Consider the following 18,261-nt stretch of genomic DNA (forward strand, 5'->3'; position numbering starts at 1 on the left):
TCTCAGCACCGGCCCTCTTGTTTTTGAAGACGGTGCGGCGTGGCAGCCGGCTGGGACCGCGGACGCTTCCTGCAGAAAAAACCGCCGACCCTAGGGCCGGCGGTGCAATGAGGTCTCTCGCGGATCAAGTTCGTGCCGCGTCAACGGCATGGGGTGAAAGCTCACAGGTCCTTTTGTCGAGATTGTGGCCTCTCACGCAACATATCCCCGCTATTCACAGCCTCACGCCACCGGGGTCCAGATTACCTGGTCGATGCGGCTTGCGCCCGTCGCCAGCATGGCAAGCCGGTCGAAGCCAAGGGCAATGCCGCTGGCCTCAGGCATGATGGCAAGCGCAGCGAGGAAATCCTCGTCGATCGGATAGCGCTCGCCATAGATACGCTCTTTCTCGTCCATCTCCGCCTGGAAGCGGCGGCGCTGCTCCTCGGCATCGGTCAGCTCGCCGAAGGCATTGGCGAGCTCGACGCCGCAGGCATAGAGCTCGAAGCGCTCGGCCACGCGCGGATCATCGGCGGTGCGGCGGGCCAGCGCCGCCTCCACGCTTGGATATTCGTGGAGGATGGTGGCGCGTCCCAGGCCGAGATAGGGCTCGATCTTCTGCACCAGCACGCCGGAATAGATGTCGGACCAGGTATCATCGGCGGCAACCCGCAGGCCGGCCCGAACAGTGGCGTCGGCCAAAGCGTCACGGTCGCTGCTGCCGTCCTTGTCGAGCGTCGCCAGGAGATCGATGCCGGCAAAGCGCTCGAAGGCCTCGGCGACGCTGAGCTTCTCGGGTTCGGCGAAGGGGTCCGTCTCCACGCCGCGATAGCTGAAGCGCTTGAGGCCGCCCGTTTCGGCGGCAAGGGCCAGCAGCCTGGCGCAATCGTCCATCAGCTTCCGATAGGGTTCGCCGCTGCGATACCATTCCAGCATGGTGAATTCGGGCGAATGGGTGCCGGTCCGCTCACGGTTGCGGAAGACCTTGGCGAAGGTGAACAGGCGCTCCTCCCCCGCCGCCAGCAGCTTCTTGCAGGCGAATTCCGGCGAGGTGTGCAGATAGAGCCTGCGTACCGAAAGATCGGCATCGATCAGATCGGTGGCGAAGGCATGCAGATGCGCCTCGTTGCCGGGGGAGACCTGCAGGATTGAAGTGTCGACCTCGGTGAAGTCCTCCGCCGTGAAGAAACCACGCAGCGCCGTCATCAGCCGGTTGCGCCCGATCAGGAAGGGCCGGCGATCCTGATGGGCCGATGGCTGCCACCAGGGGGTAGGATCGGAATACATGGCGGATCCTTTGAGATGAATTGCCTCGCCCCTACGCCAGCCGCGGCAAAACCGCAATCCGGGTTATGATGGCGGCTCAAACCTGATTCGAGCATGATATCGCTGTTTCGACGCAATCCGACGCCCCAACCCGAGCAGATCACCGTCAGGATCGGGGCGACAACCTATCCGGTTGCCGTCAGGCGGCTGGTTTCGGCGCGCCGCTACACGCTCCGGGTGCGTACGGCGCAGCGCGACATCGTGCTCTCCATGCCGGCGCGTGGCAGCCTGATCACCGCCAAGGCCTTCGCCGACAAGCATGCCGGCTGGATCGCCCTGAAGCTGGCCAAGCTCGCCCAGGATGTCAGCTTCGCCGACGGCGCCATGGTGCCCATCCGCGACGTGCCGCACCGCATCGAGCATCGCGAGGGCCGTGGTACCGCAAAGATCGAGGCAGGCACGCCGCCCCTCCTCGTCGTGCATGGCGATATCAAGCATTTGCCGCGCCGCCTTACCGACTGGCTGAAGAAACAGGCTCTGCGCGAGGTGCAGGCGGCCGTCGCGCGCCATACCGCGGCGCTCGGCGTCAAGCACGGCCCGATCAGCGTCAAGGACACCACCAGCCGTTGGGGTTCCTGCTCCTCGACCGGGGCGCTGGCCTTCTCCTGGCGCCTGATCCTGGCGCCTCCCTTCGTGCTCGACTATCTCGCTGCGCACGAGGTTTCGCATCTGAAGGAAATGAACCACTCGCCCCGCTTCTGGCGCCTGTGCCACCAGCTCTGTCCCCGTACCGAGGAAGCCCGGGCCTGGCTGAAGTCGCATGGTGCCGGGCTGCACCGCTACGGGTGAGCGGAGATGCCGGAGAAAGCGGAGGACGCCCAAAGAAACCGCTCGAACTTGCGTCGGCTCGTGCATGAGCAGGATCATGTCTTCAAGCGAGATGGGGCCAACAGACTGCCAATTGTCGCCATCGAAGATTTCTTTACAGCAGGAATCACACGTCACGCCGTCCCCAGTCGGGCCATTCTCACCTTCGGCATAGAGGCCTTTCGCGACCGCCTCATGGATGTCCGCGGTCGTGATGACGTGGCAGACGTTGCCATCCAGATCTGGGGATTTGGCGAAGAAGAAGACTGGCCGACTCTCGGCTATATTTTCATTGCAACGTCTCAGCCGCGTTCCACCGTGACAACCTGGTTGGAGGGCATCCAACCCGATGCGATCCTCAGGGCCGGCGGAGTGGATGAGCCTTTCGTCCGAGCGCAAATCATTCGCGCAGAGGCCATTCGGACCAGGCCCGGATATGAGGTCCATGCGCTGTTCTATGAAAGGGACAGCGAGGAAGACGTTTAGGTGCCGCCTGTCTCTCACCGGCTCTATGGCAAATAGAACACCCGCTTCAGCGGCACCTGCACCGGGGAACTGTCCGGATTGGTGGCCATGATGTCGCCCATGAACGCCCACCAGCGCTTCATCACCGCCTCGTCGGGCAAGCGGTCGAGCTTGTGGTCGTCGCTGCGGGTGAGGATGGCGAAGAGATGGTGGTCCTCCGGGTCAAGCCAGATCGTGTAGTCGGAGATGCCGACCTGCCTCAGCAGCATCACCAGTTCGGGAAAGATCTCGTCATGGCGCTTTTCATATTCGGCGGCCTGGCCGGGGTTCAGGTTCATGCGAAAAGCGATGCGGTCCGGCATGGAGCGTTTCCTTGCGACGTTTGCTTGCGACGTTTCCTTGGGGTGTTCTCTCGAAGGCAATTCCGGTTATGCCAGAGATCCGCGATCAGCGCTTGTCGGGCCGGTTAGCGGCGTCCCGAGCGGCCATCTCGCCGCCGATCACCTCCTGCGCCTGGCTGGAGGTGTCACGTACATGTTCGAGATGCCGGCGATAGGCAGCCACCGCCGCCGCGGCATCGCGGGCCATCACGGCCTCGGCGATCTCGACATGCTGGGCTACACTGATCTCGATCACACCGGGCAGGGCGCTGGCGACGCGGCGCACGTCGAGCCCGACATCGTAGAGCCCTTCCGCCATCGCAGCGAGCAGGCGGCTGTGGCCGCCGCCATAGAGGGCCCGGTGCAACTCGATGTCGAGCAGGCGGAAGGCAACCGGATCCTCGTGGAAGGCGCGGCCGTCGACGGCCAATTCGAGGATGCGTGCCCGCGTCTCCTCATCAGCCCGTTCGGCGCAGAGCCGCACCAGTTCGAGTTCGACCACCACCCGCGCCTCGAAATGCTCGCGCACGTCGTAGTCGGCGAAGGAGAGCATGGTCGAGAACGGCGCCACCAAGCGGCTCGGCGACAGGTCGGTGACGCTATAGCGTCCGCCCTGGCGGCTTTCGAGCACGCCCATCAGGGTCAGCGCCTTGAGCGCTTCTCGCAAGGGCGGGCGCGAAATGCCGAAGGCAATGCCCATCTGCTGCTCGGTCGGCAGGCGGTCGCCGGATCGAAGATTGCCCGACTTGATCATGCCCATGATGCGGGTGGCGACCTGCTCGGCGATCGGACGCCGCTCCAGCGCGCCGCCGCCGAATGGTTCGGAGACGGCCTCGCCGGCATCCAGGGCCGCCAGATCGCTGAAATCGGGGTCTTTGATCAGCTTGCTCACAGGACTGCCTTACTGCCTCACAGGCCCTGAGCAAAGCGCGTTTTGACGAAAACGCACTTTTGCCCCGGCCCTTCGTTTCCACGCGTCTTTGCGATTCTTGGTGAGTCCGTCAAATCGCAAAACGCTACAGGCGGTAGAAGGAATTCGCGTTATCCCGGTAGAACTTGCGCAGATCGACTTCAGAAAAACCCGCCATGGCACGATCGAGCGTCTCGACCCAGCGCGTCATGCTGGTGGCCTGCAGGCAGATCGGCCAGTCCATGGCAAAGAGGGTGCGGTCGATGCCGAAGCTCTCGAAGGTGGCGTCGATGTAAGGCCTGAGGTCCGTATCGGTCCAGGTCGTGAGGTCAGCCTCCACCGGCAGGTCGGAGAGCTTGATGAAAAGGTTGGGGCAGCGCGCCAATTCCTTCACGTCGTCGCGAAACTGCGCGATGGCGCCTTCCTTGATGCCGGGTTTGCCGCAATGATCCAGGATCATCGGCACATGCGGGATGCGCTTCACGAAGTCCCGCACGATGTCCATCTGGTGGTGATGGACGTTGATCTCGAAATGGTAACCGAATTCTTCGAGGAGATTGACGCCTTCGACGAAGTTGTCCGACAGGGTCAGGGCACGCGGATCGGCGTCGAACTCGACGATGCGGCGGATGCCTCGCACCATGGGGTGCTTGTCCTTCATCTCAGCCAGGATCGGCTCTGCCCGCCGGCCCCATTCCAGCGGCGCCATCGGCACGATCGCCCTGAGGCCGGGATCGCGCCGGGCCTCCTCCTCGACGAAGCGGATCTCGTCGAGATATTGGCCGCCGCCTTCCCAGAAATCGGCATAGCATTCAAGGAAGACCATGGCCTCGACTTCGACCGAGCCGAGATCGCGCCTGTAGTCCTCGACATGGTAGTTCCTGGAAAACAGCGGGCTGCCTTCGAAAGCCGAATATTTCAGCTTCGTATGATCCCAGACGTGAAGATGCGTGTCGATGATGGGAAAATCGGGCATGGCATCCTCACCGTGAGCGCGAAGTCGCATCCGGCATTTCTGCATCGATGCCGGCCTTGGCCAAACACAGCTTACTTAAGGAAGAAACACCCCGATTTGTCATTGCCGGGCTTGACCCGGCCATCCAGAAGCCCGCTCCCGTAACGGGCTTGGAGCTGGATTGCCGGGTCAAGCCCGGCAATGACAAAGGTCGTGGAAACTCGAAGGCGCTTAAGTAAACCGCATTGGGTCTTACAGCCATTCTCCGTCAGTCAGTAAAAACTTGTCAAACTAATTTTTGTCTGACAACTTATTCGCAAACGCGGCCGAACCGGCCGAAACCGCAAAACCAGAAATGCCCGGGAGAGCCTGCATGCCCAAGGAGTTCGAGCGCCGCCGCGTCGGCCAGACGGCGATGACCGTTCCAACCTTCGGCTATGGCGCGGCACATCTCGGCGAGCTCTACAGCCTGGTGACCGAAGCCGATGCCATCGCCACCATCGACGCCGCCTGGGATGCGGGCGTGCGCCTGTTCGATACCGCGCCCTGGTATGGCCTCGGCCTCTCCGAACATCGCCTCGGCTACGGCCTCAGGCATCGGCCGCGCCAGGAATACCAACTGATCACCAAGGTCGGGCGCATCCTCGAACGTCCCTTCGATCCCACCACCTTCAAATCGGAGATGTGGCTCGGCGGCCTGCCCTTCCAGCACCGCTACGACTACAGCTATGACGGCATCATGCGCTCCTACGAGCAGTCGATGATGCGGCTCGGCCTCAACACCATCGACGCCCTGGTCATCCACGACCTCGACGCCGCCTACCAGGGCCCCGATTTCGGTTATCGCAAGAAGGACCTGGTCTATTCCGGCATCAAGGCGCTGGAGGAATTGAAGAAGCGCGGCGAGATCAAGGCTATCGGCATGGGCATCAACACCGCCGACGCCCTGGAGACCGTAGCTCCGCTGGTCGATCTCGACTTCGTGCTGGTGGCGATGCCCTACACCCTGATCGACCAGGGCTGCCTGCATACCGGCATGGCCGAATGCGTGAAGCGCAAGGTCAGCGTCGTCATCGGCTCCCCCTTCGCCTCGGGTATCCTGGTCACCGGTTCCGGCGGCAGCGCCAACTACAACTACAGCAAGGCGCCAGAGGCCGTGCAGGCCAAGGTGCGTGGCATCGAGGCGGTCTGCAAGGCCCATGGCGTCGCCCTGCCGGCGGCGGCGCTGCAATTCGTGCTGGCCCACCCTGCCGTTGTCTCAGAAATCCCGGGCGCCGTGAAGCCGAGCGAGATGGTGGAGAACGTCGCCTCGCATCACGCCCCGATCCCTCCCGGTTTCTGGTCGGACCTCAAGACGGAAGGCCTGATCGACAAGGACGCGCCCACGCCATGAACCATGCGGGCAAACCTGCAACGGAGCTGCCGATCCTGATCTCGGCCCGCGGCATCTCCAAGCAGTTTGCCGGCGTGGAAGTATTGCGCGACGTCGATCTCGACCTCCGTGCCGGCGAAATCCACGCCTTGCTCGGCGAGAACGGGGCGGGCAAATCGACCTTCGCCAAGATCATCGCCGGCGTGCATCGGCCCAGCCGCGGTTCGCTCACCCTGAACGGAACGCCCGTCGAGGTGTCGACGCCCCTGATCGCCCAGAAGCTCGGCATCACCCTGATCCATCAGGAGCCGATCTCCTTTCCCGATCTCTCCGTCGCCGAAAACCTCGTGCTCGGCCGCCATCAAGGCCCGGCGCTCGGGCGGGTGCGCTGGAGCGAACTCCGGCGCGAAGCGGAGGGCCTGATGGCCCGGCTCGGCATCGTCATCGATGTCGCCAAGCCGATGCGCGGTCTTTCCATCGCCGACCAGCAGATGGTGGAAATCGCCCGGGCGCTGGCCAGCGACAGCCGGCTGATCATCATGGACGAGCCTACGGCCCCGCTGACGCCCAAAGAGGTCGAAACCCTGTTCGGCATCGCCCGCCAGCTCCGGCAGGAAGGCCGCACCATCATCTTCATCAGCCACCGGCTCGAGGAAGTGCGGGTGCTGTGCGACCGCCTCACCATCTTCCGGGACGGCAGCAAGATCGCCACCGAAGAGACCGCCAGGCTCTCCGACGCCGACATCATCCGCCTGATGATCGGCCGGGAGGTGAAGGGCTACATTCCCCAGCACAAGTCCGAGATCGGTGCGGTTGCATTGGCAGTGCGGGGCCTGAGCCTACCCGGCAAGTTCGAGGATATCAGCTTCGAGGTGCGCAAGGGCGAGATCGTCGGCCTCGGCGGCCTGGTCGGTGCCGGCCGCACCGATGTCGCCCGCGCGCTGTTCGGCGTGGTTCCCGCCGCCAGCGGCAGCATCGAGGTTGACGGGAAGACCGTCACCATCCGCGAGCCGGCGGATGCGGTGGCCCATGGCCTCGCCTTCGTGCCGGAGGACCGGGCGGTCGCCGGCATCTTTCGCACCCTGCCGGTCGAGCAGAACATCACCGCGGCCGTGCCGGGCAGGATCGCTCCGGGCGGCGTGATCCGTCGCGCCCTCGAGCGTTCGATCGCCCGCGAACAGGTGCGCCGATTGCGCATACGCCTCGCCAGCCAGCGCCAGCCCATCGGCGAGCTTTCGGGCGGCAACCAGCAAAAGGCCATCCTGGCGCGCTGGCTGCTCACCGATCCGCACGTTCTCATCCTCGACGAACCGACGCGCGGCATCGATATCGGCGTCAAGGCAGAGTTCTACGAGATGATCGGCGAGTTGGCCGCCTCGGGCCGGGCCGTGCTGCTGATTTCTTCCGAACTGCCGGAACTCCTGGCGCTCAGTGACCGCGTGCTGGTGATGTCGGAGGGACGCCTTACCGCCAATCTCCCCCGCGGCGAGGCCACCGAGGAGAGCGTGATGCAGGCCGCCGTGCCGCGCCGCAAGTCGAGCCGGGATGGACTAGCCGCCGCATGAACATCGCTGACCTCTTCCGCCGCCGCGAAGCCGGCATCGTGGTGATGATCGCGCTCTTTGCCCTCATCGTCGGGTTGATCCAGCCGCGCTTCCTCTCCACCGAAACGCTACGCATCGTGCTGCTGGCCGTGCCCCTGATCATGGTGGCGGCGATGGGCGAGATGATGGTGCTGGTCGCCCGCCATGTCGACCTCTCCATCGGCTCGATCCTCGGCTTTTCCGCCATCGTCGCCGGCATGCTCTGGCGTGACCATCCAGACCTGCCTGTCCTGGTCGGCGTCATCGCCGCAATCGCCGTCGGCGCCCTGCTCGGCCTGGTCAACGGGCTGGTGGTGACGACCTTCAAGCTGCCGTCCATCATCGTGACGCTCGGCACGCTCAGCCTTTATCGCGGCCTGATCTTCTTCATCTCCGACGCCCGCCAGGTCGATCCGCAATATATTCCGCGAGGCCTGATCGAGCTCAGCCAGACGTCGCCGGTCTTCGGCATCCCCTGGATCATCCTGATCGCCTTTGCCGTGGCGATCGCGACCTATCTCTTCCTCGGCTATTCCAGGCTCGGGCGCCAGATCTATGCCATCGGCTCCAATCCGGTGGCGGCGCCGCTGCGCGGCATCCGCGCCGCGCCGATCACCGTGCTGGTCTTCGTGCTGTCCGGGGCGCTCGCCGGGCTCGCAGGCGTGATGTACGCCTCGCGCTTCGGCTATGTGAACCCCGGCATCACCGGCGTCGGCTTCGAATTCACGGTGATCGCGCCCGTGGTCATCGGCGGGGTATCGATCAATGGCGGCTCGGGCTCGGTCGCCGGCACCGTGCTCGGCGTGCTCCTGCTGGGCGCCGTCAGCGTGGCCCTGCCGATCCTCGGCGTGTCCGGCTTCTGGCAGCAGGCGATCTACGGCGCAGTGATCCTCGCCGCTTTGGTGATCGACCGCAGCGTCCGGCAGGGCGGCCTCAAGGGCCTCTTGGCGAGGGATGCGGCATGACCAGCACCGGCACGCATTTTACCCTCCCCTGGAGGGATCGGCCATTCCTCTTGGAAGTGCCTGGGGTCGAGGCGAAGCTTCGGGGTGGGGTGTCTTCTTCACAGGAACAGGCTCCATCATTACCACCTTCGCACTTTTTCACCCCACCCCGGCCTTTCAGGCCGACCCTCCCCCTCCAGGGGAGGGTAAAAAACCCGCGCCTCGGCCGGCAAAGGAGGCTCCCATGAGCCACACCCCCGCCACCGCCGTCTCCCCGCAGGACGCCGCCAAGCCGCTGCCGCTCTGGCGTACGGTGCTGGTGCGGCCTGAGACCATGACCCTGGTGCTGCTGGCTGGCGCTATCGTCATCGCCTGCCTGCTCTCGCCCTTCTTCGCCTCGCTGACCTTCATCCTGGAAAGCGCCACCTACTACGCCGAATTCTCCATCATCGCCCTGGTGCTGACCCTGGTGATCATCGCCGGTGAAATCGACCTGTCTCCCGCCTCCACCATGGCCCTCACGGCCTGCCTGTTCGGCACCGCGTACCAGGCCGGCCTGCCGATCGGCTGGGCCATGGCGGCGAGCCTAACCGCCGGCCTCGTCATGGGCGCCTTCAATGGCTTCATGGTGCTGTGGTTGCGCCTACCCTCGCTGATGGTCACCATCGGCACGCTGATCATGTATCGCGGCCTCGCCCAGGTGCTGGCCGGCGATAGATCCATCGGCAAGTTCCCGGCCTGGTTCGTCGGCATCGACTATCGCACCCTCTTCGGCGTGCCCGTGCCGGTGCTGATCTTTGCCGCCGCCTCGCTGGTGCTGGCCTTCGTGCTCGGCGCCACCATTCTGGGCCGGCAGATCTACCAGATCGGCACCAGCGAGATCGCCGCGCGCCATGCCGGCATCAAGGTCAGGCGCATCAAGTTCGCCCTGTTCCTGGCGATGGGCCTCACCAGCGCGCTCTGCGGCCTGCTGGCGGCCTCGCGGCTGGCCTCGGTGCGCTACGATCTCGCCACCGGCGGCGAATTGCAGATGGTGCTGATCGTCATGCTCGGCGGCACCTACATCTTCGGCGGGCGCGGCACCATCGCCGGCACCTTCATCGCCTCCTGGCTCCTGGTGATCATCGCCACGGGCATGACGGTCGCCAACATCCCCGTGACCTACCAGCTCACGGTGATGGGCCTCCTTCTCATCATCTCCATCATCGCGACCAACACGATCTACGCCCGCAACCAGAGATAGCCGGGAGAAACCGGCCTGCGATCATCATCAGGAGGGAACCATGCTGAGGAAAACGCTTCTACTCGGGCTGTCGCTCGGGCTCGCTTTGACCGCCGCCGTCAATGCGCAGGCGGCTGACAAGGTCTCGATCGTCTATATTCCCAAGAACACCGGCAATCCCTATTTCGATTCACTGGTGAAGGGCTTCCAGGACGGTTGCGCCAAGGTCGGCTGCGATTTCGACATGCAGGCCCCGGCGACCGCCGAAGCCACCTCGCAGATCCCCTTCATCACCGCGCAGACCCAGCGCGGCGTCGGTGTGATCGCCATCTCCCCCAACAGCCCTGATGCCCTCAACCAGGTGCTCGACCGCGCCCGCTCGCGCGGCATCCTGGTGCTGGCTGTTAATGGCGACCTCGTCGGCAATCTCGACCATCGCGATGCCGGCATCCTGCCCGTCGACTTCACCAAGACCGGGCCGAGCCAGGTCGAGCTCCTCGGTTCGCAGATCAATTATGAAGGCGAGATCGCCATCCTCTCCGCCACCACCGACGCACCCGACCAGAACACCTGGATCGCGGCGATGAAGGAGAGCCTCGCCAGCAATCCCAAATATGCCAAGATGAAGCTGGTCACCGTGGCCTATGGCGACGACGATCCGCAGAAATCCACCACGGAGATGGAAGCGCTGATCCAGAAATACCCCAACCTCAAGGGCGTGATCTCGCCAACCACCGTAGGCGTCGCCGCGGCGGCGCAGGTGCTGCAGACCCAGGGCAAGGCCAAGCAGATCACGCTCACCGGCCTCGGCACGCCCAACCAGATGCGGCCCTTCATCAAGGACGGCACGCTCAAGGCCTTCCAGCTCTGGAGCCCCTACAATGAAGGCCTGCTTACCTCCTATTTCGCCGTGGGCGTCAAGAATGGCACCATCAAGAACGAGCCCGGCACCAAATTCGAGGTTCCCGGTCTCGGGCAGATCACCATCGGGGCCGATCACATCATCAACACCCAGGCCGAGCTGACGACCTTCGACGCCGGCAACATCGACCAGTTCAACTTCTGATTCCGACCCGGCGCGGGAACTCGCCCGCGCCGGCCTTCCCTCACCTCAGTTTCCCCGGACGTTCCCATGAACAGCTACGATTTTGCAGGACAGGCCGCCATCGTCACCGGAGGTGGCCAGGGCATCGGGCTGACGGTCGCCGAACGCATTCTGGCCAGCGGCGGCAACGTTTCGATCTGGGATCGGGATGCTTCCCTCCTGCAGGCCCTGGAGGCCAAATATGGCCGGGACGGCAAGGTCCAGGCCCTCAACGTCGATATCGGCGACCTCACCTCGGTGGAGGCCGGCGTCAAGCAGACCCTGGCGCGTTTCGGCCAGATCGACGTGCTCATCAACAATGCTGCGATCGTCGGTCCCAACGCCAACACCTGGGAATACCCGCCTGAGGCCTTCGCCGAGGTGGTGCATGTCGGGCTGGTCGGCACCTTCCACGTCTGTCATGCCGTGGTGCCGCACATGATCGCCCGCAATTACGGGCGTATCGTCAATCTGAGCTCGGTCGCCGGCAAGGAAGGCAATCCCGGCGCACCGGCCTATTCCGCCACCAAGGCCGGGGTGCTGGCCCTGACCAAGTCGCTGGGCAAGGAACTCGCCAAATACGACATTGCCGTCAATGCGGTAACGCCCGCCGTGGCCAAGACGACGATGGCGATGAGCCAGGATCCCGAATTCCTGAAGATGATCCTCTCCAAGATTCCGCGCGGACGCATGCTGGAGCTCGCCGAGGCGGCCGCGATGATCTGCTGGCTGGCCACCAAGGAGAATTCCTTCACCACGGGCGCGGTGTTCGATCTCTCGGGCGGCCGGGCAACCTATTGAGGCCGCTTCGAGCGATCACCACTCGAAGGCGTCTGTCGTCTCGCGCTTGCCCACCACCATCGCGTCGGCGACCAGATGGAAGGGAGCGGCATCCACCGCGCTCTCGCCACGATCGAGCAGGTCGGCGAAGCGGGCGTAGATGCCCTCATATTCGGCCATCGGCTCCGTCACGACCAGCGTTCCGTTCACGGCAAGCTTCGAACCGCCATCGCTGAGAGTGAGCCTGGTGCCGTCCTCCACGACGATCTCGATCGTCCAGGTCTGGTCTCCGGTCTGGCGCCAGTCGAACTCGGCCGTCAACGCCGCGCCGGGCTGGCCGGCATCGGAGGCGAAGGTAAGGTTGGCCGCGATCGGCGTATCGCGATTGGCGGGATAGGTCAGCGTCGCGGCCGTGACGAAGAAGGGCTCCGGCGCAATCTCGGTGAGTATCGACAGGGCGTTGATGCCGGGATCGAACACGCCAAAGCCGCCGGGCTGCCAGATCCATTCCTGCCCTGGATGCCAGCGGCGCACGTCCTCCTTCCAGGTGATGGCGAGGGATGCGATCTTCCGGTCGGCAAGATGTCTCTTCGCTTCCGCGACGCCGGCATTGTATTGCGAGTGCCAGGTGGCGAACAGCACGCAGCGCCGGGCAGCGGCCTGGCGCACGAGATCGGCCAGTTCGCTCACGGTCGGGGCGGGCGGCTTTTCCAGGAGCACGTTCATGCCGGCATTCAGCGCCTCCAGCGCCACCTGGTGGCGCACGGAAGGCGGGGTGCAGATCGCCACCGCGTCGAGATCCGGCAGGGCGGCATAGAGTTCGGCCGGCGTGCGGAAGGTCGGCACGCCAGGCTGCTCGATGCCGCGCTGGCTGACCAGGCCCGCCAACCGGAAGGCCGGGTTCTTGGCGATGACCGGCAGATGCTGGTCGACCGCGATCTTGCCGACGCCGATGATGGCGATGGAATGCTGGCTCATGCTATCTGCCTCTATTTGTCAGTCAATTAGAGGCGTGCGTAGCAGCAAACGGGAAGCGCGGGAAGAGACTCCCGCGCCTGACGTTACATCTTCTCCGGCACTTCAATGCCGAGCAGCCACAGTTCCTTCTCCAGCACGGCGCGCGCGAGGCCGCACAAAGCCAGGCGCGAGGCACGCTCGGCCTCGGTGTTGTCCTTGAGAACGGGACAGGCATCGTAAAAGCGGCTGAAAGCCTGGGCGACCGTGAACACGTGGTCGGCGATCTCGTTGGGCGCGTTGTTCCGGGTGGCAGACGCAACCACCTCCGGCAACCGGGTGCATTCGAGCACCAGATTGCGCTCGGCCTGCGCCTCGACCGCAATCGGACCGACTTCGAAGCCCTTGAGCCGGGCCTCAGCCTGGATCGAGCCGGTACGTACGCAGGCATATTGCACATAGGGACCGGTCTTGCCCTCCAGGGCGGTCATCCGCTCGATGTCGAAAATGTAGCCGGAGAGGCGATACGACGACAAATCCGCATATTTAACCGCGCCGATGCCGACCTGACGAGCCAGCGTGTCGAGGTCCAACGCGGGATCGACCGAGCGCCTTGCGATCACCTCGTCGAGGCGCTGACGCGCCTTTTCGATCGCATCGGCGAGCAGATCCTTGAGCTGGGCAACGCCGCCGTCGCGGGTCTTGTAGGGCTTGCCGTCCGCACCATTCACCGTACCGAAGCCGGCATGGATCAATTCCACGCCCGGCGCGATCCCGGCCAGTTCGGCTGCGCGGAAGACCTGCCGGAAATGCAGCTCCTGGCGCTGATCGACGACATAGATGATGCGGCTGGGATCCTGATCCCGAACCCTGGCCACGATGGTGGCGAGATCGGTGGTGGCATAGAGCGCCGCGCCATCCTTCTTCTGCAGCAGCAGCGGCGGCATCGGCTTGTTGTCGCCGGGAATGGCGACGTCGACGATCAGGGCGCCGTCATTCTCGACGGCCACACCCTTGGCCCGCATGTCGGCGATCATGTCCGGAATCAGCGGTTGCACATCGCTTTCACCCAGGAAAAGGTCGAAATGTGTGTCGAGCAGATCGATGTCTTCGCGCTGAGCCGTCAGCGAGATGTCGCGCAGCTTCTGCCAGATCGCGGTGGCATTGGGATCGCCGGCCTGCAAAGCGGCCGTGGCGGCGCGGGCGAGCTCCATGCGGGCGGGATCAGCCTTGCAGGCCGCGGCAGCCTCCGGATAAAGGCGCTGCAGATCGTCCATTGTCAGATCCGGCGTCTCGCCCGGGCCGAGGTCGGGCCAGCGCAGGCGAATCTCCGAAATCAGCTGGCCCATTTGCAGGCCCCAGTCACCAAGATGGATATCGGAAATCGCGTCCAGCCCCTGGGCCGCATTGATACGCCTCAGGCTCTCACCGATTGCCAGCGCCCTGATATGACCGACATGCAGCGCCTTGGCGACGTTGGGGCCGCCATAGTCGAGCACTACGGTGTCCGCCGGCAGCTGGACGATGCCGAGATCGGGCGAGGCGGCCTGGGCGGCGGCGCATTCGGACAGGAAGGCATCGGACAGGCGCAGATTGAGGAAGCCGGGGCCGGCTACCGACACTTCCTTGAAGGCCGGCAGGTCCCTCAGCTTTTCGGCCACCTGCTCTGCCAGCTCGCGTGGATTGCGCTTGAGGCTCTTGGCCAGCGGCATGGCGCCGTTGCACTGCAGGTCGGCAAGCTCAGGCAGCGTGGAGCGGGCGGCACGGGCTGTTTCGGTCGGCAATCCACAGGCTGAAAAGGCATTCGCCAACATCTCGTCGACGAGGCGGTTCAAAGAGGCAGACATGCGGACGCTTCCTATCAATTCGGTCAGCGTTCGCAGTAAGCACCTTGCGGCGCAGAGGCAAGTGTCGGGCACACATCGGGGCCGGATTTTGCGATTTCAGCCGCTCGAAAGGGCGTATTTTCAAGGATTGGGTCTGGAAAATGCAGAGGCGACGCAAGCCACCGCAATTCGGGCCGGAACGCACCCTGCGCCCCGGCCATTCGGAGGGACAAGCCCACCTTCGGCGATCGGGCTCAAGCGATCCTCTTGAGCGGCACTTCGGCTTCCACCGCTTCTTCCCCGAGATGGGTCAGGTCCGGGATCTCACGCAGATTGTCCGGTGCGGCCAGAGGGTCGATCAAATCCTCGACGCAGGGCGGCGTCGGCACGAGCGTGAACTCCGCCGTATTCTCCTGCAGGACGAGCTGGCGCGCCAAGTCCCAATGGAACAATTCGCGCCCCTCCGGCTGTCCGTCCAAAACCCACAATTCATGGGCCTTGTCGCGGATCTTTTGTTCTATCTCATTGCTCATCGATGTCTCTCCCGGTCTGGGTTATGGCAAGGAACGCCCATGGCCTAGAGCGTTTTGCGATTTGACGGACGCGGCAAGAATCGCAAAGACGCGTCGAAACAAGAACCTAGAGCAAACGATCGTTCAGCCATGAACGCGCTTTGCTCTAGAGCATGCACGCCTTCATGAGGCTCGACATGGATCTGCCACGATCGGCCGCTTCCGGTCCCCGCGGACGACCTTGAACGCATGTCATCCGGGTGCCCGGAACAAGCCAGGCATGACAATCATCGCGCTGTGGTACTTAACCTCAACCCGCCATGATCCCCGCGGTTCCCCACTGCGATCAATTTCCTTCCCCCTTGGCGGAGTAATCTTCGGAAGGCGGGCGCACGACCATGCTTAAGATAGAGTGAGGACGCCGGATTACAACCAAAATCGACATCTCAAAGCGCTTTGAATGACCCCATCTGTCAAGCTTCACGCCCTTGGGCACGGCAATATCGGACCGTGGCGACGGGCGCCAAGGACGCCGGACCGTTCGAAGACCGGCTGTGCATCGAGCCGGAACCTTCCACCATGCGGGGCGTTCTCCCAAGCAAAACGTTGTGGGCGTCCATGTATGCCCAGGTTGAAAAATATTGACCCATTGTGGGCGTCGCACCCGGTAAAGCATGGCCTCCACGGGTCAATATTTTTAAAACTTGGTATTAGGATGCGGACTGGAGCCCCGCCTATGGCAGGGCCGTCATCGAGGTGGGTGTACAATGGAGTTTCGACGCCATCTCGTCCTCAACCTCGACGACCATGAAGCGGATCGGCGCACCAAGACCGAGGCTCTCGGCCGAGCGAGCGAAATCGAGGTGGTCGAGGCAGGCTCGGGCTTCGATGCTCTCGTCCTGGTCCGCGAGCGACGGCCGACCCTGGTGCTTCTCGAAGAGAGGCTGCCCGACATCAGCGGCTATGATCTTTGCCGCATCATCAAGCGGGATTATCCCGAAACCCTGGTACTGCAAACCTCGGCCTCCTTCGTTTCGGGTGATCATCGCATGCGGGCGCTGGAAGCTGGCGCCGATTCCTGCCTCGCCCAACCCTGGGAGCCGGTCGAGCTCGTCGCTTCCGTCCGCGCCTTGCTGCGCATCCGCTCGGCCGAAACGGCCCTGCGCGAGAGCGAGGCCAATTTCCGCACCCTGGCAGACAACATCCCGATCCTGTGCTGGATGGCCGCCGCGCATGGCGGCATCTACTGGTACAATCAGCGCTGGTATGACTATACGGGATCCTCGTTCGAGCAGATGCAGGGATGGGGCTGGCGGTCGGTACATGACCGCGCGAAGCTGCCTGATATCATCGGCGGCTGGCGGGAGTCGCTCGAACAAGGCAGCGCTTTCGAGATGGTCTTCCCGCTCCGCGGCAGGGATGGCGTCTTCCGACCCTTCCTCACCCGCGTCGCCCCCGTCAAGGACGATAGCGGCCGCATCCTGCGCTGGTTCGGCACCAACACCGACATTTCCAGGCAGAGACAGGCAGAGGCCGAGCTTCGCGAACTCAACGAGACGCTGGAGCAGCGCGTCCAGGCCGCCATAGCCGCCCGGGCGACGGCTGAGAACAGCCTGCATCAGTTGCAGAAGGTCGAGGCCCTGGGGCAACTCACCGGCGGCATCGCCCATGATTTCAACAATATGCTGGCCGTGGTCATCGGCGGCCTTACCTTGCTCAAGCGCAAGCTGGAACGCGGCCAGACCAATGTGGGGCGCTATATCGACGGCGCGCTCGACGGCGCCGAGCGTGCCGCTGCGCTGACCAGGCGCCTGCTCGCCTTCTCCCGTCAGCAGCCGCTGACGGTGGAAGCGGTGTCGCCCAACGCCATGATCGCCGACATGACCGATCTGTTGTCGCGCACGCTCGGCGAGCATATCCACATCACCACCATCCTGGCTCCGGACGGCTGGGCGGTGGAGACCGACAGGAGTCAGCTGGAGAACGCCCTGCTCAACATGTCGGTGAATGCCCGCGACGCCATGCCCGACGGGGGCGAACTCAGCATCGAGACCAGCAATGTCATGCTGGGCCGCAGCCAGGCCGAGGAGTTCGGCATCGCATCCGGCCCCTATCTCAGTGTGGCTGTGATGGATACGGGTATCGGCATGTCGGATGAAGTGGCCGCTCGCGCCTTCGACCCCTTCTTCACCACCAAGGGCGTGGGCAAGGGCACCGGCATGGGCCTCAGCCAGGTCTTCGGCTTCGTGCGCCAGACCGGCGGTCACGTTACCATCGCATCCATGCCGGAACAGGGCACCACCATCCAGCTCTATTTGCCGCGGTCGGAGGCTGCCGAGGCCCAGCGCCCCCTATGGGACGGACTTCCCGCCACCTTCCATGGCCATCCCGGTGAGATTGTGCTGGTGGTGGAAGATGAGGAAAGGGTGCGCTCCATGGCAGTGGAAGCCCTGAGTGGGCTCGGCTACACCATTCTCGAAGCCGCATCCCCGAGCGAGGCGCTCGGTTTCGTCGCAGCCGGCCGCCAGATCACCTTGCTGTTCACCGACATCGTTATGCCCGGGATGAACGGCGGCGAGCTCGCCAGCCGCGCCCGAGCCCATTCCCCGGACATCAAGGTGCTGTTCACCACCGGCTATGCACCGGAAGACAATGGCCGGGTCGACATTCCCGGCCTCGACACGAGGCCGCTCTACAAACCCTATTCGATCGACCAGCTCTCGCGCCGCATCCGGGCGGCGATCGACGGATGAGACGGATTTTCAGCAGGAACGGTCACAATAAACGGAATGGGGGAGGAACCCGCGTTCCTCCCCCATTCCGTCCTACTTGCTATGAAACCGGCTCAGTCCCGGGGCGGGAACCGCCTGTTGCGCCGCGCGACGACCCTGACGCGGGCTGGCTGGCGCATCGACGCTACCGCGAGGGCGCAAAGCCCCGTGGCCAGTAAGGTCGAAAGAACCGCAAGCAGAGTGTTCATCATGTTCTATACCCCTGATACTCGGCCGAACGTCCGATCATGCTTGATTGTTAACGCGCCAGGGGGCGCAAAGTTCAGTTACAATTTCCTAACAATCCAGCCGGGACCGGACATAAGGCGGCACCTAGCCTGAGCAGCACCGGCGGGAGAACATCGCCAAACCGACGGCCGCCTGCCGGTAC

16 protein-coding genes are annotated in these 18,261 nt (G+C 64.0%); 9 read left to right on the forward strand and 7 right to left on the reverse strand.

What is annotated here, in order from left to right:
- Positions 1-222 precede the first annotated feature (222 nt).
- Entirely contained in the window at positions 223-1,266 is a 1,044-nt protein-coding gene (gene epmA, locus ACR9ZN_RS22940) for an EF-P lysine aminoacylase EpmA (RefSeq protein ID WP_454811355.1), read from the reverse strand.
- Between the two features lie 93 nt (positions 1,267-1,359).
- Here epmA and ACR9ZN_RS22945 point away from each other — a divergent pair, with 93 nt between their 5' ends.
- Positions 1,360-2,094 (forward strand): M48 family metallopeptidase, encoded by a 735-nt coding sequence (locus ACR9ZN_RS22945; protein ID WP_441770883.1) that lies wholly within the window; start codon positions 1,360-1,362, stop codon positions 2,092-2,094.
- 6 nt (positions 2,095-2,100) lie between these two features.
- On the forward strand, positions 2,101-2,598 hold the full coding sequence (locus tag ACR9ZN_RS22950) for a hypothetical protein (RefSeq protein ID WP_481273256.1): 498 nt from the start codon (positions 2,101-2,103) through the stop codon (positions 2,596-2,598).
- A 23-nt stretch (positions 2,599-2,621) separates the two neighbouring features.
- On the opposite strand, the gene rhaM is transcribed toward ACR9ZN_RS22950, so the two are convergent.
- The 3 genes from rhaM to ACR9ZN_RS22965 all read right to left on the reverse strand — a co-directional run bounded on the left by rhaM (position 2,622) and on the right by ACR9ZN_RS22965 (position 4,843).
- Positions 2,622-2,939, reverse strand: coding sequence for an L-rhamnose mutarotase (gene rhaM / locus ACR9ZN_RS22955; protein ID WP_434958737.1), 318 nt, complete (start codon positions 2,937-2,939; stop codon positions 2,622-2,624).
- An 85-nt stretch (positions 2,940-3,024) separates the two neighbouring features.
- A complete protein-coding gene (locus tag ACR9ZN_RS22960; RefSeq protein WP_441770881.1) occupies positions 3,025-3,849 on the reverse strand; it encodes a FadR/GntR family transcriptional regulator in 825 nt (274 codons plus the stop codon).
- Positions 3,850-3,973: 124 nt separating this feature from the next.
- A complete protein-coding gene (locus ACR9ZN_RS22965) occupies positions 3,974-4,843 on the reverse strand; it encodes an amidohydrolase family protein (RefSeq protein ID WP_481273257.1) in 870 nt (289 codons plus the stop codon).
- Between the two features lie 352 nt (positions 4,844-5,195).
- On the opposite strand from ACR9ZN_RS22965, the gene ACR9ZN_RS22970 reads away from it, so the two are divergent.
- The 6 genes from ACR9ZN_RS22970 (at position 5,196) to ACR9ZN_RS22995 (ending at position 11,828) form a co-directional block, all read left to right on the forward strand.
- The gene (locus ACR9ZN_RS22970) at positions 5,196-6,215 is read left to right on the forward strand and encodes an aldo/keto reductase (protein ID WP_441770879.1); all 1,020 of its coding nucleotides are present in this window, start codon (positions 5,196-5,198) and stop codon (positions 6,213-6,215) included.
- Positions 6,212-7,759, forward strand: a complete 1,548-nt coding sequence (locus ACR9ZN_RS22975; protein WP_481273258.1) for a sugar ABC transporter ATP-binding protein — start codon at positions 6,212-6,214, stop codon at positions 7,757-7,759. The genes ACR9ZN_RS22970 and ACR9ZN_RS22975 overlap by 4 nt, the downstream gene beginning before the upstream one ends.
- Entirely contained in the window at positions 7,756-8,742 is a 987-nt protein-coding gene (locus ACR9ZN_RS22980; RefSeq protein ID WP_454811364.1) for an ABC transporter permease, read from the forward strand. Before ACR9ZN_RS22975 ends, ACR9ZN_RS22980 begins: the two co-directional genes overlap by 4 nt.
- 223 nt (positions 8,743-8,965) lie before the next feature.
- The gene (locus ACR9ZN_RS22985) at positions 8,966-9,964 is read left to right on the forward strand and encodes an ABC transporter permease (protein WP_454811366.1); all 999 of its coding nucleotides are present in this window, start codon (positions 8,966-8,968) and stop codon (positions 9,962-9,964) included.
- Positions 9,965-10,004: 40 nt separating this feature from the next.
- Entirely contained in the window at positions 10,005-11,009 is a 1,005-nt protein-coding gene (locus tag ACR9ZN_RS22990) for a substrate-binding domain-containing protein (protein ID WP_434958744.1), read from the forward strand.
- Positions 11,010-11,075: 66 nt separating this feature from the next.
- Positions 11,076-11,828 (forward strand): SDR family NAD(P)-dependent oxidoreductase, encoded by a 753-nt coding sequence (locus tag ACR9ZN_RS22995; RefSeq protein ID WP_454811368.1) that lies wholly within the window; start codon positions 11,076-11,078, stop codon positions 11,826-11,828.
- Between the two features lie 15 nt (positions 11,829-11,843).
- On the opposite strand, the gene ACR9ZN_RS23000 is transcribed toward ACR9ZN_RS22995, so the two are convergent.
- The 3 genes from ACR9ZN_RS23000 to ACR9ZN_RS23010 form a co-directional block, all read right to left on the reverse strand.
- The gene (locus tag ACR9ZN_RS23000) at positions 11,844-12,785 is read right to left on the reverse strand and encodes a Gfo/Idh/MocA family protein (RefSeq protein WP_481273259.1); all 942 of its coding nucleotides are present in this window, start codon (positions 12,783-12,785) and stop codon (positions 11,844-11,846) included.
- Between the two features lie 83 nt (positions 12,786-12,868).
- Complete coding sequence (gene argS, locus ACR9ZN_RS23005) at positions 12,869-14,608, reverse strand: arginine--tRNA ligase (protein WP_481273260.1); 1,740 nt, start codon at positions 14,606-14,608, stop codon at positions 12,869-12,871.
- Between the two features lie 233 nt (positions 14,609-14,841).
- Positions 14,842-15,120 (reverse strand): DUF2934 domain-containing protein, encoded by a 279-nt coding sequence (locus ACR9ZN_RS23010; protein WP_434958748.1) that lies wholly within the window; start codon positions 15,118-15,120, stop codon positions 14,842-14,844.
- A 746-nt stretch (positions 15,121-15,866) separates the two neighbouring features.
- On the opposite strand from ACR9ZN_RS23010, the gene ACR9ZN_RS23015 reads away from it, so the two are divergent.
- Positions 15,867-17,852 carry a response regulator gene (locus tag ACR9ZN_RS23015; RefSeq protein ID WP_481273261.1) on the forward strand — a complete coding sequence of 662 codons (1,986 nt, stop codon included), beginning with the start codon at positions 15,867-15,869 and terminating at the stop codon, positions 17,850-17,852.
- The last annotated feature ends 409 nt before the right edge of the window (positions 17,853-18,261 follow it).

The organism is Labrys sp. HAY1-8F (assembly GCF_056754975.1).

What these genes read in the sequence shown, in the direction of transcription:
- rhaM (WP_434958737.1), bottom strand. Translation starts at nt 2,939, where the DNA reads ATGCCGGACCGCATCGCTTTTCGCATGAACCTGAACCCCGGCCAGGCC.
- ACR9ZN_RS23015 (WP_481273261.1), top strand. Translation starts at nt 15,867, where the DNA reads ATGGAGTTTCGACGCCATCTCGTCCTCAACCTCGACGACCATGAAGCG.
- ACR9ZN_RS23000 (WP_481273259.1), bottom strand. Translation starts at nt 12,785, where the DNA reads ATGAGCCAGCATTCCATCGCCATCATCGGCGTCGGCAAGATCGCGGTC.
- ACR9ZN_RS22950 (WP_481273256.1), top strand. Translation starts at nt 2,101, where the DNA reads ATGCCGGAGAAAGCGGAGGACGCCCAAAGAAACCGCTCGAACTTGCGT.
- ACR9ZN_RS22970 (WP_441770879.1), top strand. Translation starts at nt 5,196, where the DNA reads ATGCCCAAGGAGTTCGAGCGCCGCCGCGTCGGCCAGACGGCGATGACC.
- ACR9ZN_RS22990 (WP_434958744.1), top strand. Translation starts at nt 10,005, where the DNA reads ATGCTGAGGAAAACGCTTCTACTCGGGCTGTCGCTCGGGCTCGCTTTG.
- ACR9ZN_RS22945 (WP_441770883.1), top strand. Translation starts at nt 1,360, where the DNA reads ATGATATCGCTGTTTCGACGCAATCCGACGCCCCAACCCGAGCAGATC.
- epmA (WP_454811355.1), bottom strand. Translation starts at nt 1,266, where the DNA reads ATGTATTCCGATCCTACCCCCTGGTGGCAGCCATCGGCCCATCAGGAT.
- ACR9ZN_RS22980 (WP_454811364.1), top strand. Translation starts at nt 7,756, where the DNA reads ATGAACATCGCTGACCTCTTCCGCCGCCGCGAAGCCGGCATCGTGGTG.
- ACR9ZN_RS22985 (WP_454811366.1), top strand. Translation starts at nt 8,966, where the DNA reads ATGAGCCACACCCCCGCCACCGCCGTCTCCCCGCAGGACGCCGCCAAG.
- argS (WP_481273260.1), bottom strand. Translation starts at nt 14,608, where the DNA reads ATGTCTGCCTCTTTGAACCGCCTCGTCGACGAGATGTTGGCGAATGCC.
- ACR9ZN_RS22965 (WP_481273257.1), bottom strand. Translation starts at nt 4,843, where the DNA reads ATGCCCGATTTTCCCATCATCGACACGCATCTTCACGTCTGGGATCAT.
- ACR9ZN_RS23010 (WP_434958748.1), bottom strand. Translation starts at nt 15,120, where the DNA reads ATGAGCAATGAGATAGAACAAAAGATCCGCGACAAGGCCCATGAATTG.
- ACR9ZN_RS22975 (WP_481273258.1), top strand. Translation starts at nt 6,212, where the DNA reads ATGAACCATGCGGGCAAACCTGCAACGGAGCTGCCGATCCTGATCTCG.
- ACR9ZN_RS22995 (WP_454811368.1), top strand. Translation starts at nt 11,076, where the DNA reads ATGAACAGCTACGATTTTGCAGGACAGGCCGCCATCGTCACCGGAGGT.